Source organism: Streptomyces prunicolor, assembly GCF_045162825.1.
GTDB lineage: Bacteria > Actinomycetota > Actinomycetes > Streptomycetales > Streptomycetaceae > Streptomyces > Streptomyces prunicolor.
The window spans coordinates 9,143,228-9,157,654 of sequence record NZ_CP108676.1; the positions used below are offsets into that span (position 1 = coordinate 9,143,228).

A 14,427-nucleotide genomic window follows, 5' to 3' on the forward strand; every position below is an offset into this window, starting at 1 on the left:
TCGCGCGGGGCGGCCCCACAATGGACAGGTGACCTCCATGAACCCGGACCAGTGACATCGATGAGCCTCGACGACTCTGCCCACGCGCCCTTCGGCGAGGCGGACCTCCCGTGGAGCCACCCCCTGGCGGGTGGGCTGTCCCGGTTCGGCCGACGGATCAAGCAGGGCGACCGGAGACACCCGTGGGTGCTGGACACGGCCCTGATCGCCCTGGTCGTGATGATGTTCTGCCTGCCGGACCTGGTGGACGACGACGACGGCCGACGGCGTGGCTTCGACAACAGCTTCATCCATCTGCCGTGGCCGGCGACCGTCGTCCTACAGGCGGGTCTGGTGCTGCCGCTGCTGTGGCGGCGCCGCCGGCCGACCCTGGCCTTCGCCCTGATCGCCGCGGTGTTCTTCGTCCAGGCCGGGCTGGGTGTCTGGCTGCGAGCTGACGTCGCCCTGCTCATCTCCCTCTACAGCCTGGTCCTGCACGGGCAGCTGCGGCGGCTGCCCGTCGCCTGCGCTGTGACCCTCGCCGCCCTCGGGCTGTTCGCTCTCCGGCTGCCGTCCCAAGTGCCGGTCCTGGACGCGCTGTTCGTCCTGTTCAGCACGATCACCGCGGCCGTCGCGCTCGGCCTCGTCGTCCGCATCCGGCGCGCCCAGCTCGCCGTACTGCGCGACCGTGCGGCCCGCCTGGAGATCGAACGCGACCAGCGCAGCAAACTCGCCGCGGCCACCGAACGCACCCGCGTGGCACGGGAGATGCACGACATCATCGGCCACAACCTCTCCGTCATCATCACCCTCGCCGACGGCGGCGCCTACGCCACCGACCTCGCCCCCGAGCGAGGAAAGCAGGCCCTCCTCCTCATCGGCGACACCGGCCGCCAGGCACTCGGTGAACTCCGCCGCATGCTGGGCGTGTTGCGCGTCCAAACCGCCACACCGGACGCGCCCGAACTCAGCCCCCAGCCGGGCATCGCCGACCTCGACGCCCTGTGCGCCCGCATCCGCGCGGCCGGCCCCCAGGTCGTGTACCGCACCGGCGGCGACCCGGCCGCCCTCGACCGCGGGGTCCAACTCACCGTGTACCGCATCGTGCAGGAGGCCCTGACCAACGCCCTCAAGCACGCGGGCCACGACACCCGCGTCGACCTGACGGTGAACGTCGAGGACGCAGGGGTGCACATCGACTGCCACGACACCGGCCCGGCCGCGACCATCACCGGACCCGCACCCAGCCACGACGAAGGACACGGACTCGCCGGCATGAGAGAACGCGCCGCCCTCTACAACGGCACCGTCACCGCGGGCCCCGCCCCCGGCGGGGGCTGGACGGTACGGGCCACCCTCGACCCCACCCCGCTCACCGGGACGACCGGGACGACTGGGACGACCGGGGGAGCGGTATGACGACCGTGCTCATCGTGGACGATCAGCCCCTCCAACGCCTGGGATTCCGGATGCTGTTGGAGGCCAACCCCGACACCGAGGTGGTCGGCGAGGCCGCGCACGGCGGCGAGGCGGTACGCATGGCGGCCGAACTGCGTCCCGACGTGATCCTGATGGACGTACGCATGCCGGGTATGGACGGCATCGAGGCCACCCGTCGGGTCGTCGCGGCCGGCGACCGCTCCCGCGTCCTCATCCTGACCACCTTCGACCTCGACGAGTACGCCCACGAGGCACTGCGCGCGGGAGCCAGCGGCTTCCTCCTCAAGGACGCCCACCCCGAGGAACTCCTCGCCGGCATCCGCGCGGTGGCCTCCGGCGACGCGGTCATCGCCCCCGCACTCACCCGCCGCCTGCTGGACGCCTACGCCCAGCACCTGCCGAGGAGTTCACCGGCGGGGGGACCCGCGGCGGCACCCGCGACGGACGACCCCCGCATCCGCGCCCTCACCGAACGCGAGCGCGAAATCCTCGTCGCCATGGGCCGGGGCTGGACCAACGGCGAGATCGCCGAGCGCCTCTTCCTCTCCGAGTCCACGGTGAAGACCCACGTCGGCCGCGTCCTGGCGAAGGTCGGCGCCCGCGACCGCATCCAGGCAGTGATCCTCGCCTACGACCTCGGCCTCGCCCGCCCCAACGCTCCTGACCAGTAGGCCGAGTTGTCCCCAGGGCTGTCCCCTGGGCTGTCCTTAGGCATCGTGAAACCTTAGGTTGCACTGCCCGCACGCACAGCTTCGTAGCCGAGGTGGACGCTGCGGCGCATCGGGGCAACTGTTGTTTCCCATGGTCGAGATCAAAGGGGCTGTGTCCCGCAGAACGATGTTGAGCGCGATGGCGGCGACGGCGACCGCGGCGACCGTGCCGTTGACCGTCGCGGCACCGGGTGCCGAGGCCGCACCGCAGGTGAGACCCGATCTGCTCTACGTCGGCACGTGGAACGGCGGGCAGGTCTACGGGGTCCGTTTCGACCCCGTCCAAGGAACCCTGACCTCCAACGGGCCAGTGGCCCAGGTCAGTTCGGGCTGGGTGACAGCGCACCCCGACCGTCCGATCCTCTACGTCGGCAGCCAACTGGACGGCGGAATCGTCACCGTCTTCGACATCGACCGTGTGACCGGCGCGCTGACGCAGACCGGCCAGGTGAGCACGGACGCCGGCGGAACGGCCGGTGGCGGTCTGTCGTACCTCGGCGTGGACCGCCCCTCCGACACGCTGCTTGTCGCCAACTTCGAGGCGGGCCTTGCCGTTTCCCTCCCGATCCGCCGGAACGGCGGGCTCGGCGCGCCGGTCTCGGTCGTCGCCGACACCGGATCGGGGCCCAGCCCACGGCAGTTGGGCCCGCACCCGCACGAGGTCGTCGTGGCACCGGGCCGCCGCCACGCCCTGGTCCCGGACCTCGGCGCCGACCGCGTCTTCGTCTACGGCTTCGACGGTACGACGGGTGCGCTGTCGCCCGGCGAGGGCGGACCCGGCACCTACGCCACCGACGCCGGTGCGGGCCCGAGACGGGTCGTCTTCCACCCCGACAAACGCAAGGCGTATCTGCTGACCGAGCTGACGGCGGAGCTCCAACTCCTCGACTGGGACGGCAGATCGGGGGAGTTGACGCGGCGTCAGAGTCTCGCGATCGACTCACCGGACTTCACCGGCACCAAGAGCGGCGCCGAGCTGGCCATCAGCAGCGACGGGCGCTTCGTCTACGCCTCAAGTCGCGGTGAGAACACGCTCGTTGTGTACGCGGTCGAGCGGCGGACCGGGCTGCTCTCCCTCCTCCAGCGCATCCCCTGCGGGGGACTGAAGCCGTGGAGCTTCACCGTCCACCCGGGCGGGCGCTGGCTGTTCGTCGCCAACGAGGCGAGCAGCACCTTCGACGTGTTCGCCGTAGACCTCCGCTCCGGGCTGCTGACCGGCACCGGGAACTCCCTCGTGATACCGAACCCCGACTGCGTCGCCATCTGCGCGCGCTGAGGTCCAGCTGTACCTGGAGGCCCAGCCGTACTTGGACATCCAGCCGTACCTGGAGGTCCGGCCGTGCGTGATTGTCCAACAATCATGTGCGGCAAGGATCTTGAGCCCGAAGAGCCGACATGTTCTTGCTGCACACTTCTTGCCGCCATGGGTCGCCACTGTTACGTTCGCTGCATCGCTTGTCGGACAATCCGAAGCGAGCGCAGGTTCACCCTCCCCCCAACCCCTACGTGTAGGCCGGGCAAGGAGACCAAGTTGTCGAACAATCAGCGCCCACCCCACTCTGAAGCCCTCCGCTTCGACCACGTCACCCTCCAGTTCCCGGGAAGCCGACGGCCGGCCATCGAGGACGTGTCGTTCCAGGTCGAGCGAGGCAAGTTCGTCGCCGTCATCGGACCCAGCGGCTGCGGCAAGAGCACGATCCTCAACCTGGCCGCCGGACTGCTCTCCCCGACCCTGGGCCGCGTCCACTTCGACGGCGAACCGGTCGACGCCGTCAACTCCGAGGCCGCGTACGTCACTCAGCAGGCCAACCTGCTGCCCTGGCTGAGCGTCCGGGCCAACATCGGACTCGCCTTGAAGTTCCGCAAGGTCCCCAGGGACGAGCGGGAGCAGCGGATCGCCCACTGGGTGAAGGTCGTTGGCCTCACCGGATTCGAGGACCACTACCCGCGCGAGCTCTCCGGCGGCATGCAGAAACGCTGCGCGATCGCCCGCGCCCTCATCTACAACCCGTCCATCGTGCTGATGGACGAACCTTTCGGACCGCTGGACGCGATCACCCGGCTCAAGCTCCAGCAGGACCTGCTCAACCTCTGGGAGGGGGAGCGCGGCGGCACACTCGTCTTCGTGACGCACGACCTGAACGAGGCGATCTACCTCGCCGACGAGGTCATCGTGATGTCCGACGGCCCCGGCACCATCCGCCGGGTGCTGCCCGTCCCCTTCGAACGGCCCCGCAGCATCGGCTCCCTCGTCGAGTCACGTGAGTTCTCGGAGCTCTACAACGACCTGTGGAGCCTGTTCAAGTCCCAGTTGCAGACGTCGGACGCGGGCGCGTAGACGCGTTCCCACCTGCTGATTCATCGACCCGCCTGCTGATCCATCGATCCGCCCAGTCGCCATGCTGCCCTGCGAGGTGCCCAGCGTTGATATCGATCGCTGAAGAGATCGCCGTACCGAGTCCACCGAAACGAGTCTGGGAGGTCGTGTCGAACCCCTCCGAGGTCGTCGCCTGCATCAACGGCGCCGAACTCGGCGAGGCCCACGACGACGGCTCCTTCGACGGAACCCTCGTCGTCAAGTTCGGCGCGATGAAGGTGAGTTTCGCCGCCAGAGTCGCCCTGGATCTCACCGAGTCCGACCACGAGGGCCGCCTCTCCGCCCGCGGTAGGGACGGCCAGGGCGGAACCCGCTTCAATGCCCGCGCCAAGTTCCGGGTGACCGAGGGCGAGAGGCCGGGCGACTCCCGCGTGAGCGTACTGGGCGAGGTCCAACTCAACGGCAGACTCGCCCCGTTGGTCGAGTCCGGCGCCGGGGCGATGGTCTCGCGGATGACCCGGGAGTTCTCGGTGGAGCTGATCCAGCGGTGCGCCGGAGTCGAGGTGCGAGCACCGGCACACCCCGCCGGGCTGATCGGACGCCTGCGCGCCTGGTGGACAAGGATCCTGACGCGACGTCAGAAACCTTCCCCGTCCGGGGAGTCGACGACAGCGGCGGCGACCGAGGAGGCAGGCAATGACCCCGCCCAGGCTCAATAACGTGATCGGCGCACTGGCCTCGGGACGCCACGCCTTCGTCTCCTTCGCCGCCCCCGACCCCACGTCCGCCGTCGAGTTCAGCACCACCGACTACGACGGCCTGGTCTTCGAGACCGAACACAAACCCTGGGACGTCACCGCCCTGCGGGACAGCCTCCAGTACCTCCTGAACCGCCGTCAGATCCACACCGCCGACAGCCTCGCACCCGCCGTCACCCCGCTCGTCCGCATCCCGGCCAACGGCGGCGAGAAGGCGCAGTGGCACGCCAAACAGGTCCTCGACCTGGGCGCTTACGGCGTCGTCTGGCCGCACATCACCACCGTGGACGAGGCCCGCAACGCCGTCGCGGCCTGCCGCTACCCGAGCCTGCCCGGCAGCCCCCGCCACGAGCCCGCCGGCCTGCGCGGCGACAGCCCGGGCGCGGCGGCACGCTACTGGGGCATCACCAACGCCGAGTACTACACGCGAAGCGGCGTCTGGCCGCTCGACCCGGACGGCGAGATCCTCGTCGCCCTCATGATCGAGGACCAGCGCGGCATCGAGAACCTCCCCGACATCCTCGACCAGGTCCCCGGCATCGGCCTGATCCTGATCGGCGAGGGCGACCTGAGCCAGGAGTTGGGCGTACCGCGCCAGTACGAGCATCCGCGCGTCCTGGAGTGCAAGCGCCGCGTCCTCGACGTCTGCGGGGAGCGCGGTGTCGCCGTCGGCCATCCGCATGTCACCGCCGACAACGTCAAGCAGGTCCTCGACGACGGCTACCGCTTCCTCATGTCGGCGCCCGTGCGCTCCTACCCGGGCCTCGAACTGGGCCGCGCCCTGACCGCCCGCACCCCCGGAAGGGAGGGACTCCAGTGATCATCGACAGCCACGGCCACTTCACCACCGCCCCACCGGCGCTGGGCAGTTGGCGCGAACGGCAGATCCGCGCCTTCGAGGAATCCGGCGCCCGCGTGTCACCCGACGAACTCCACATCACCGACGACGAGATCAAGAACGCGGTGGAACAAGGCCAGTTGAAGCTCCAGCTGGAGCGCGGCACCGACCTGGGACTGTTCTCCCCGGGCGCCGGGAAGATGGCCCACCACTACGGTGACGAAAGCACCAGCCTCGACTGGTCCCGGGTCAGCAACGACCTGATCGGCCGGGTGTGCGGACTCTTCCCCGGCCGGTTCGTCGGCGTGTGCCAGCTGCCCCAGTCACCGGGCGACGCGCTGCCCGCCTCGATCCGTAACTCCGTCACCGAACTGGAGCGCTGCGTCGAGGAGTTGGGCTTCGTCGGCTGCCTCCTCAACCCCGACCCCTCGGACGGCTACTGGCAGGCACCGCCCCTCACCGACCCGGTGTACTACCCGCTCTACGAGAAGCTCGTCGAACTCGACGTCCCCGCGATGGTCCATGTCGCGATGTCCAGGAACCCCGCCCTGCAAGGGACTTGTGCGCACTACCTCAACGGCGACACCGCGGTGTTCATGCAGCTGTGCATGTCCGACCTGTTCACCGACTTCCCGACCCTGAAGCTGATCCTGCCGCACGGCGGCGGCGCCGTCCCCTACCACTGGGGCCGCTACCGGGGCGTCATGCAGGACCAGGGCCGACCGCCGCTGGAGGAAGCGGTGCTGCGCAACGTCTACTTCGACACCTGCGTGTACCACCAACGCGGCATGCAACTGCTGGTCGACGTGATCCCCGCCGAGAACATCCTCTTCGCCTCGGAGATGATCGGCGCCGTCCGCAGCGTGGACCCCGAGACCGGACACCGCTTCGACGACACCAAACACCTCCTCGACTCCCTCGACACGCTGAGCGACACGGACCGCGGCGCGATCTACGGCGGCAACGCCCTGCGCGTGTTCGGACGCCTGGAGGGCGTGCTCAAGTCCGTCCCGTCGCAACCCCTTTCCGTCCCGTCCAACACCCTTAAGGAGGCCGGGAATTGAAGGCCTATGAAGCCCTCGCCGAGGCGTTCGTCAAGGAGGGCACCAGCGACGTCTTCGGCATGATGGGCGACGCCAACATGCACTGGATGAACGCACTCGACCGGCGCGGCGTCCGGCTCTACGAGGTGCGCCACGAAGGCTCCGGCCTCGGCATGGCCGACGGCTGGGCGCGAACCACCGGCCGCCCAGGGGTCGTTACGACGACCAGCGGTCCCGGCACCTCGCAGCTGGCCACCTCGATGATCGTCGCGAACCGCGCCCGTACCCCGCTGGTCGCCTTCTGCGGCGAGACCAGTTGGGGCGACCAGGGCGCCGTGCAGTATCTCGATCAGCGCCGCTTCGCCGCCGCCGTCGAGTGCGGCTTCGTCCACCTCTCCCGCCCCGACCAGGCCCAGGACGCCGTACAACGCGCCTTCTACCAGGCCCGCACCGAGTCACGGCCGGTGATGCTGAGCGCCCCGATCGACATCCAGCAGGGGGAGTTGGAGGACGCCGACGAGTACGTTCCCTCCCTCGCCCTCCTCGACAGTCCCCGGCTGCTGCCCGACCCTGCCCGGATCGCCGCGGCCTGCGACATCGTCCGGGCCAGCAAGCGCGTGGTCATCGTCGCCGGACGCGGGGCGCGCCGCGCGGGCGCCGGCGGTGAGGTGCTCGCCCTCCAGCAGCGGACCGGTGCCCTCCTCGCCACCACCCTCCAGGCGAAGAACTGGCTGTGCGACAGCACCCGTTACCACGTCGGCCTCGCCGGGCTGTTCGGCAGCAAGACGGCCACGGAGCTCCTCCAGGAAGCCGACTGCGTGATCGCGGTGGGCGCCAGCCTCAACAGCTACACCATCGAGCACGGCTACCTCTTCCCCGACGCCCGGTACATCCAGATCGACGTCTCCCCGCACATCGTTATGGGCAACGGCAGGGCCGCCGACTGCTACATCCAGGCCGACGCGGTCACCGCAGTAGGGGAGTTGAGCCGCGCCTTGGAAGAACGCTCGGTCCAGCTCGACGGCTTCCACACCGACGACGTACTGCGCCGCCTCGCCGAACCGCTCCAACCCCCGGCGTCGTACGTCGGCGAACCGGGCCGCATCGACCCGCGCCAGGCGATCCGCATCCTGGACGACGAACTCCCCGGCGAGATGGGCCTGGTGCTCGGCAGCGGGCACCAGGTCGACTTCGGCACCATGCTGTTCCAGCGCTCCCGCGAAGTCCTCTCCAACTACGGCATGTTCGGCGCCATCGGCCAGGCCCCACTCCTCGCGATCGGGCGACTCGTCGCCGAGGGCAGGCGGCCCGGGTTCGTGGTCGAGGGCGACGCCAGCTTCCTGATGCACCTCTCCGAGTTCGAGACGGCCTGCCGGTACGGCATCCCGCTGCTCGTCGTCGTCATGAACGACGAGGGACTCGGCGCCGAATACCACAAGTCCCGTTCCAAGGGCCTCGATCCGAACCTCGCCCTCATCCCGACTCCGGAGCTCGGCCCCGTCGCGGTGGCCCTCGGCGGGGGAGGCGCCACGGTCCGCACCCCGGCCGAACTGACCGCCGCCGTCGCGGAATTCGTCCGCGCACCCCGGCCCACCGTGATCGACGTCCGCATCACCCGCGAGGTGCTGAGCGTCCCCTACCGCCGCCTCATGTACGGCGAGGACGTATGAGCCGGGCACCGATGACACCGCTGACCGTCCTGCTGGGCGACTACCCGCACACCCGCCACCTGAAGGAGACCCCCGTCCTGGGCGGCGACTGCCGCTTCGTCGAGGCCTCTCCGCTGTACCCGGCGTTCGCCCGCATGGTCCGCCAACTGGACTACGACGTCTGCGAGTTGGCTCTCGCCACTTACCTCCAGGCCCGCGAGGCCGGCGTCCCGGTCACCCTGCTCCCGGTCGTGATGATCGGTGGTACCCACCACCGCTCCCTGACCCGTCTCCCGGACGGTCCGGATCTCACTCCGGGCGGGCTCATCGGCCGCCGGGTGGGCGTGCGCTCGTACAGCCAGACCACCGGCCTGTGGGTGCGCGGCATCCTGCGCGAGGAGTACGGCGTCGAAGCCTCCGACGTCACCTGGGTCACCACCGAGGAACCCCACGTCGCCCAGTACCGCGAACCGCCCTACGTGGAACGGTCCAAGGCCGGGCGGGTCGCCGACCTGTTGCGCGGAGGGGAGGTCGAGGCGGCCGTGCTCGGCCCGCGCGCGATCGGCGGGCAGGGCGAGGGCCTGGTCCCGCTGATCCCCGACGCGGAGGCGGCGGGCCTCGCCTGGATCGACCGGCACGGGACTGTTCCCGCCAACCACGTGGTCGTCGTCCGCGACGATGTCCTGCGCTCCCAGCCGGAGGCGGTACTCGCGCTGTACCGCGCCCTCAGGGATGCCATCGCCGCCACCGCGCCGGAGCGCGACGACTCACCGGCCGGCCGCGCGGTGGCCGCCGGTTGGACCGTTCCATTCGCCAACTGCCTCGAGATCGCCGGGCGTTACGCCCTGGAACAGGAACTCGTGCGCACCCCCGTGGACGTGGGCGCGATCGAGAAGGAAACAGCGTTCGTCCGAGGAAGCTGAGAGGAGGCAGCGATGACAGGACTACGACACCGGCCGAGCGCCCCCACCCGGCGCCCCGACCAGTGGACACCGGACCTCCTCGCGAAGGTCGACTGGCGCCGCCGCGCGGCGGCCGAACCCTTCCGCGGAGTGGCCGCACCGGACGGCCTGCGCCCGGATCTCTTCCCTCTCCGTGACACCGGTGTGGTCATCGGCCCGGTACGACAGGCGGCGGAGGACTATCTCGCCGCGCTCTCGCCGACGCAACTGGCCGCCGGCAGGTTCCCCATCGACGACGTGACATGGCGTCACTGGGCGAACGGAGCACGGTACTTCCTCCGCCACGGCCTGTGCCTTGAGGACCTCGACGACGAGAGACGACACCGTGCCCTGGACCTCGTCCGCGCCAGTCTCAGCGCCTACGGCTACACCCAGGTCGTCGACCTGATGCATCTCAACCTCACCATCGGCGAACTCCGCGGTGAGGAGGACCTGTTGAACGAGTGGCTGTACTGGTTCAGCGTCTACGGCGAGCCCGAGAACGGCCGCCCCTGGGGTTGGCAGCTCGACGGCCACCACGTCAACGTCAACTGCGTCTTCGTCGGCGACCAGATGGTGCTGACGCCCACCTTCCTGGGCGCCGAACCGGTGACCGCCACGTCCGGGAAGTACGCAGGCACGACCGTCTTCCGGCGTGAAGAGGCCGTAGGGCAGGAGCTGTTCACCACGCTGACGCGCCGTCAGCGGGAACGGGCGGTGATCGCGGACGAGCTGCCGCCCGACCTGTTCGTCGGAGCCTTCCGCGACAACTTCGAACTCGCCCATCAGGGCCTGCCGTTGAGCGAACTGACCTCGGGCCAGCGAGCGATCGCGGCGGAGCTCATGGGCCTCTACGTCAACCGCGCCGCCGACGGTCACGCACGGGTCCGCATGGACGAGGTCACCGCCCACCTCGCGGACACCCGCTTCGCCTGGATCGGCGAGGGCGGACCGGACGACGCCTTCTACTACCGCCTCCACAGCCCGGTGATCCTCGTCGAGTTCGAGCACCAGGCCGGGGTCATGTTCGACAACGACGTGCCCTCGCGCAAGCACATCCACACAGTGGTCCGCACCCCGAACGGCAACGACTACGGGACCGATCTGCTGCGCCGGCACCACGAGCGGTTCCATCGGAAGAGGAGCACGGGATGAAGATGGTTCTGGGCCGTGACGACCTCGCGGCCGCCGCGGAGACCGCCGTCCGCGCCACCGGGACGGACCTCGAACGAATCGACGTACGGCCCGTGCACAAGGCCTCACGCGGTTTCGTCAACGACACGGACGTGGACCTCTGCGAGCTGGCGATCGTCACGCTGCTCCAGGCCGTCGCCCACGGGAAACCCGTCGTGCTGCTCCCGGTCACCACACTCGGCCGCCACCAGCACCAAACCCTTGTCACCTGCGGCGAGTTGACCGTCGCCGACATCGAGGGACGCACCGTCGGCGTCCGGTCCTGGAGCCAGACCACCGGCGTGTGGGTGCGCGGTTTCCTGAGCGAGCAGTACGGGGCGGACCTGCGGAACGTCGACTGGGTCGTGTACGAGGACGGCCATGTCGACGGGCACGAGGACCCGGCCTGGGTGAAGCGGGCCCCCGAAGGCGCCCGGCTCCAGGCGGACTTCCTCGAAGGGTGCCTCGACTTCGGGATCATGGGCAACGAACTCCCGGCCGACGACCGTATCCGCACCGCCATCCCGTACGCGTCCGACGTGGCCCAACAGTGGGCGCTGGCCAAGGAGTTCGCCCCCGTCAACCACGTCATCGGCGTCGCCGAGGCAGCCGCCCGCGAGCACTCCGCAGCCCTCTGCGCCGCCTACGACGCGATGCGCGCCGCGATCCCGCCGACCAGCCCCGTGGACTTCAGCCCCGTCGGCTTCGAGGCGCTGCGCGGCCCGGTCGCGCAGGTCGCCCAATACGCCTTGGAGCAGGGCGTGTTGTCACGTCCCGTCACCTTCGACGAGCTGGTGGCGGGGAGTTGCGCGGCCCTCGGAGTGGAGCCCGCGCGACTCGGCGGCCAGGGCTCTGGCGCACGGCCGTAGTCGGCACACCCAACGATCGGAAGGCAGGGAATGCAGAAGCTCTCGGTAGCCCTCGGGGAGTACCCGCACGGGCAGGCGCTCCTCGACGGCGAGGTCGAGGTGGACGGGTACCGGATCGAGCCGGTCGAGGTCCGGCCGGTCATCGGCGCCTACCGGCGGATGATCCGCGACCTGGAGTTCGACGTGTGCGAACTCGCCCCCGTCTCCTACCTGATGGCCAGACAAGAGGGTGTGCCGCTCACCGCGATCCCGGTGTTCCTCAACCGCCGTTTCCACCACGGGGACGTGCAGTGCGCCGAGGACTCGGGCATCCGGGTGCCCCGCGATCTGGAAGGCCGCCGGGTCGGGGTGCGCGCGTACACGGTGACCACCGGGGTGTGGGTGCGCGGCATCCTGAGTGAGCAGTACGGCGTGGACGTCGAGAAGATCACCTGGGTGGTGGACGACGACGACCACATCGAGGGCCGTACCCCGCCGAACGTCGAACGGGTCGCGGACGGACGGTCGTTGGGCGAGCTGCTGCGCGCGGGTGACATCGACGCCGCGTTCACCGGCAACGCGGGCACCGGCCGGGCGGGCGCACCCCGGGCGGGCTGGGCGGCGGCGGACGAGGGGGTCGGCGACGGCCCGTACCCACTCTTCCCCGACGCCGAAGTCCTTGCCGTGGACTGGTACTTGCGCACCGGCGTCTACCCGCTGCACTCCCTCATCGCGCTCCGCTCCGACCTCGTCGCCCGCGACCCCGCCCTCCCCGCCAAGCTCTACACGGCCTTCGTCGACAGCAAACGGAAGCAACTCGCCGCCGACCCCAACTGGTTGACGCAGTCCCGGTTCGCCCGACAGGCACGGCAGATCGGCGGCGACCCCGTCCCCTACGGCTTCGACGCCAACGAGCCGAGCCTCGCCGCGCTCGTGCGGTTCTCCCGGGACCAGGGCCTCCTCGACCCGGACTTCCCCACCGGCCCGCACACCCTGTTCGCCGCCGGCGATCACCCCGACGCCTGACCGAAACGACATACCGCACAAGGGAGTTGGACCATGGACGTGGTCGACGCACACTGCCACATCATCTCGGAGGACCAGGCCCGGTACCCGCGGGCGCCGATCGGCGGCAAGCAGTCGGCGTGGGCCGAGTCCCGGCCGGTGACCGCCGCCGGCATGGTGACCCGCATGGACGCTGCGGGCATCGGCCAGGCTGTCCTCGTCCAGGCCACCACGGCCTACGGCTACGACAACTCCTACGTCGTCGAGAGCTCCCGGAGTCGCCCCGGACGCTTCGTCGCCGTCGGCACCTTCGATCCGTTGCGGGCACACGCCGCCGACATCCTTGCGAACGCGGTCGGCGACGGTGGTCTCGCCGGGGTGCGGCTGTTCACGAGCGGCAGCACGGTGCCGACGCAGGGGGAGTGGTTCGCCGCTCCGGAGACGTACGAATTCTGGTGCCGGGCGGGGGAGTTGGGCATCACCGTCTGTCTCCAGATGCGGCTCGGGGCGGCGACCAAGCAACTTCGGCAGGTGCTGGAGCGGTTCCCGGACGTCCGGGTCCTCCTCGACCACATCGGCTACCCGGACATCGCCGCCTCGCCCGCCCGCGCCGGTGCCGACGTCGCCGAACTCGCCCAGCACCCGGGCCTGTTCCTGAAACTCACCCATCGCAATCTGGAGCGGCTGTACGACGCCGGAGACGCGGCGGCCGACTTCCTCGAACCCGTCGTAACCGCGTACGGCGCCGACCGGATCGCGTGGGGCTCCAACTGCCCTGCCGCAGAGCAGTCGTTGCCCGAACTGCTGCGACTCGCGGAGGACGTCCTCGCCGTACTCCCGGACGACGCCCGGCAGGCGATCTTCGCCGGCACGGCACGACGGCTGTACCCCGGGCTGACCGAAGAAGGCGCCTGAACGGGACATACTCCCGGAACGGCCGACATCAGCGGCCGGCAACCCCTTCCGAGAACACACAGGTGATCAAGGTGGACATCAGCGGCTACGACGACGTCGTGGATCCGGGCCGGACGTCGCCCACCCGGCACAGCCAGGCCTACGACGGACTGCGCTCACTGCTCCTGTCGGGCAGCGTCGAGCCGGGCACCCGGCTCACCGAGGCCGACCTGACCAGGATGTTCAACGTTTCGCGCAGCACCATGCGGGCGGTCCTGGTCCGGCTCACCCAGGAGGGCTACGTCACCAGCGAGGTCAACCGCGGTGTCCGCACCCGCAGTTTCTCCGTCGAGGAGGCCGCCGACATCCTGGAGGCCCGCGAGACGCTGGAGTCCGCCCTCGCCGGGAAGGCCGCCGAACGCGCCACCGACGAGGAGATCGCTCAACTCCGCGCCACCCTCCGGGAGATGGAGGACTGCAAGGCACGCGGCGACCAGGCCGCCTACTCGCGCGGCAACCGCCTCTTCCACCAGCAGGTCAAACAGGCCGCCCACCAGCAGACCCTCGCCAAGGCCTACGACACCCTGCTCTACCCGCTCGTCATGCGCCAGTACCGCAACCTCTCGGCCCCGCACCCCCGCGCAGGTTCGCTGGAGGAGCACCAGGCGATCCTCCTCGCCATCGTCACCCGCAACCCCGAGGCGGCCGTCGCCGCGATGCGCCACCACGTGGCCTCCGCCCGCCAGGCACTCCTGCTGCGGTCCACCCACGACAGCGCCACCCACGACAGCCCCACCCACCACAGCCCCGCCCACGCCACCGACTGACCGAC

At 70.0% G+C, this 14,427-nt stretch carries 14 protein-coding genes; all 14 read left to right on the forward strand.

The features are described from left to right. Window positions 1–60 precede the first annotated feature (60 nt). The 14 genes from OG588_RS41515 (at window position 61) to OG588_RS41580 (ending at window position 14,422) form a co-directional block, all read left to right on the forward strand. The gene (locus tag OG588_RS41515; protein WP_405951744.1) at window positions 61–1,398 is read left to right on the forward strand and encodes a sensor histidine kinase; all 1,338 of its coding nucleotides are present in this window, start codon (window positions 61–63) and stop codon (window positions 1,396–1,398) included. Then, window positions 1,395–2,090 (forward strand): response regulator, encoded by a 696-nt coding sequence (locus tag OG588_RS41520; RefSeq protein ID WP_405951745.1) that lies wholly within the window; start codon window positions 1,395–1,397, stop codon window positions 2,088–2,090. The genes OG588_RS41515 and OG588_RS41520 overlap by 4 nt, the downstream gene beginning before the upstream one ends. Window positions 2,091–2,241: 151 nt before the next feature. Then, window positions 2,242–3,405 carry a lactonase family protein gene (locus OG588_RS41525; RefSeq protein WP_405951746.1) on the forward strand — a complete coding sequence of 388 codons (1,164 nt, stop codon included), beginning with the start codon at window positions 2,242–2,244 and terminating at the stop codon, window positions 3,403–3,405. Window positions 3,406–3,660: 255 nt separating this feature from the next. Continuing rightward, entirely contained in the window at window positions 3,661–4,467 is an 807-nt protein-coding gene (locus tag OG588_RS41530; protein ID WP_405951747.1) for an ABC transporter ATP-binding protein, read from the forward strand. A gap of 86 nt (window positions 4,468–4,553) precedes the next feature. Then, on the forward strand, window positions 4,554–5,165 hold the full coding sequence (locus tag OG588_RS41535; RefSeq protein ID WP_405951748.1) for an SRPBCC domain-containing protein: 612 nt from the start codon (window positions 4,554–4,556) through the stop codon (window positions 5,163–5,165). Next, window positions 5,143–6,024, forward strand: coding sequence for an HpcH/HpaI aldolase/citrate lyase family protein (locus tag OG588_RS41540; protein ID WP_405951749.1), 882 nt, complete (start codon window positions 5,143–5,145; stop codon window positions 6,022–6,024). Before OG588_RS41535 ends, OG588_RS41540 begins: the two co-directional genes overlap by 23 nt. Next, window positions 6,021–7,106, forward strand: coding sequence for an amidohydrolase family protein (locus tag OG588_RS41545; protein ID WP_405951750.1), 1,086 nt, complete (start codon window positions 6,021–6,023; stop codon window positions 7,104–7,106). The genes OG588_RS41540 and OG588_RS41545 overlap by 4 nt, the downstream gene beginning before the upstream one ends. Beyond that, window positions 7,103–8,755 carry a thiamine pyrophosphate-binding protein gene (locus tag OG588_RS41550; protein ID WP_405951751.1) on the forward strand — a complete coding sequence of 551 codons (1,653 nt, stop codon included), beginning with the start codon at window positions 7,103–7,105 and terminating at the stop codon, window positions 8,753–8,755. Before OG588_RS41545 ends, OG588_RS41550 begins: the two co-directional genes overlap by 4 nt. After that, window positions 8,752–9,657, forward strand: a complete 906-nt coding sequence (locus OG588_RS41555; protein WP_405951752.1) for a hypothetical protein — start codon at window positions 8,752–8,754, stop codon at window positions 9,655–9,657. Before OG588_RS41550 ends, OG588_RS41555 begins: the two co-directional genes overlap by 4 nt. 12 nt (window positions 9,658–9,669) lie before the next feature. Further along, window positions 9,670–10,830: a DUF3500 domain-containing protein gene (locus OG588_RS41560; RefSeq protein WP_405951753.1), complete on the forward strand. Its 1,161-nt coding sequence runs from the start codon at window positions 9,670–9,672 to the stop codon at window positions 10,828–10,830. Beyond that, window positions 10,827–11,717 carry a hypothetical protein gene (locus OG588_RS41565; RefSeq protein ID WP_405951754.1) on the forward strand — a complete coding sequence of 297 codons (891 nt, stop codon included), beginning with the start codon at window positions 10,827–10,829 and terminating at the stop codon, window positions 11,715–11,717. The genes OG588_RS41560 and OG588_RS41565 overlap by 4 nt, the downstream gene beginning before the upstream one ends. Window positions 11,718–11,747: 30 nt before the next feature. Further along, window positions 11,748–12,722 carry an ABC transporter substrate-binding protein gene (locus tag OG588_RS41570; protein WP_405951755.1) on the forward strand — a complete coding sequence of 325 codons (975 nt, stop codon included), beginning with the start codon at window positions 11,748–11,750 and terminating at the stop codon, window positions 12,720–12,722. Between the two features lie 33 nt (window positions 12,723–12,755). Beyond that, on the forward strand, window positions 12,756–13,616 hold the full coding sequence (locus OG588_RS41575) for an amidohydrolase family protein (protein ID WP_405951756.1): 861 nt from the start codon (window positions 12,756–12,758) through the stop codon (window positions 13,614–13,616). 62 nt (window positions 13,617–13,678) lie between these two features. Next, the gene (locus OG588_RS41580) at window positions 13,679–14,422 is read left to right on the forward strand and encodes a GntR family transcriptional regulator (RefSeq protein ID WP_405951757.1); all 744 of its coding nucleotides are present in this window, start codon (window positions 13,679–13,681) and stop codon (window positions 14,420–14,422) included. Window positions 14,423–14,427: the final 5 nt, after the last annotated feature.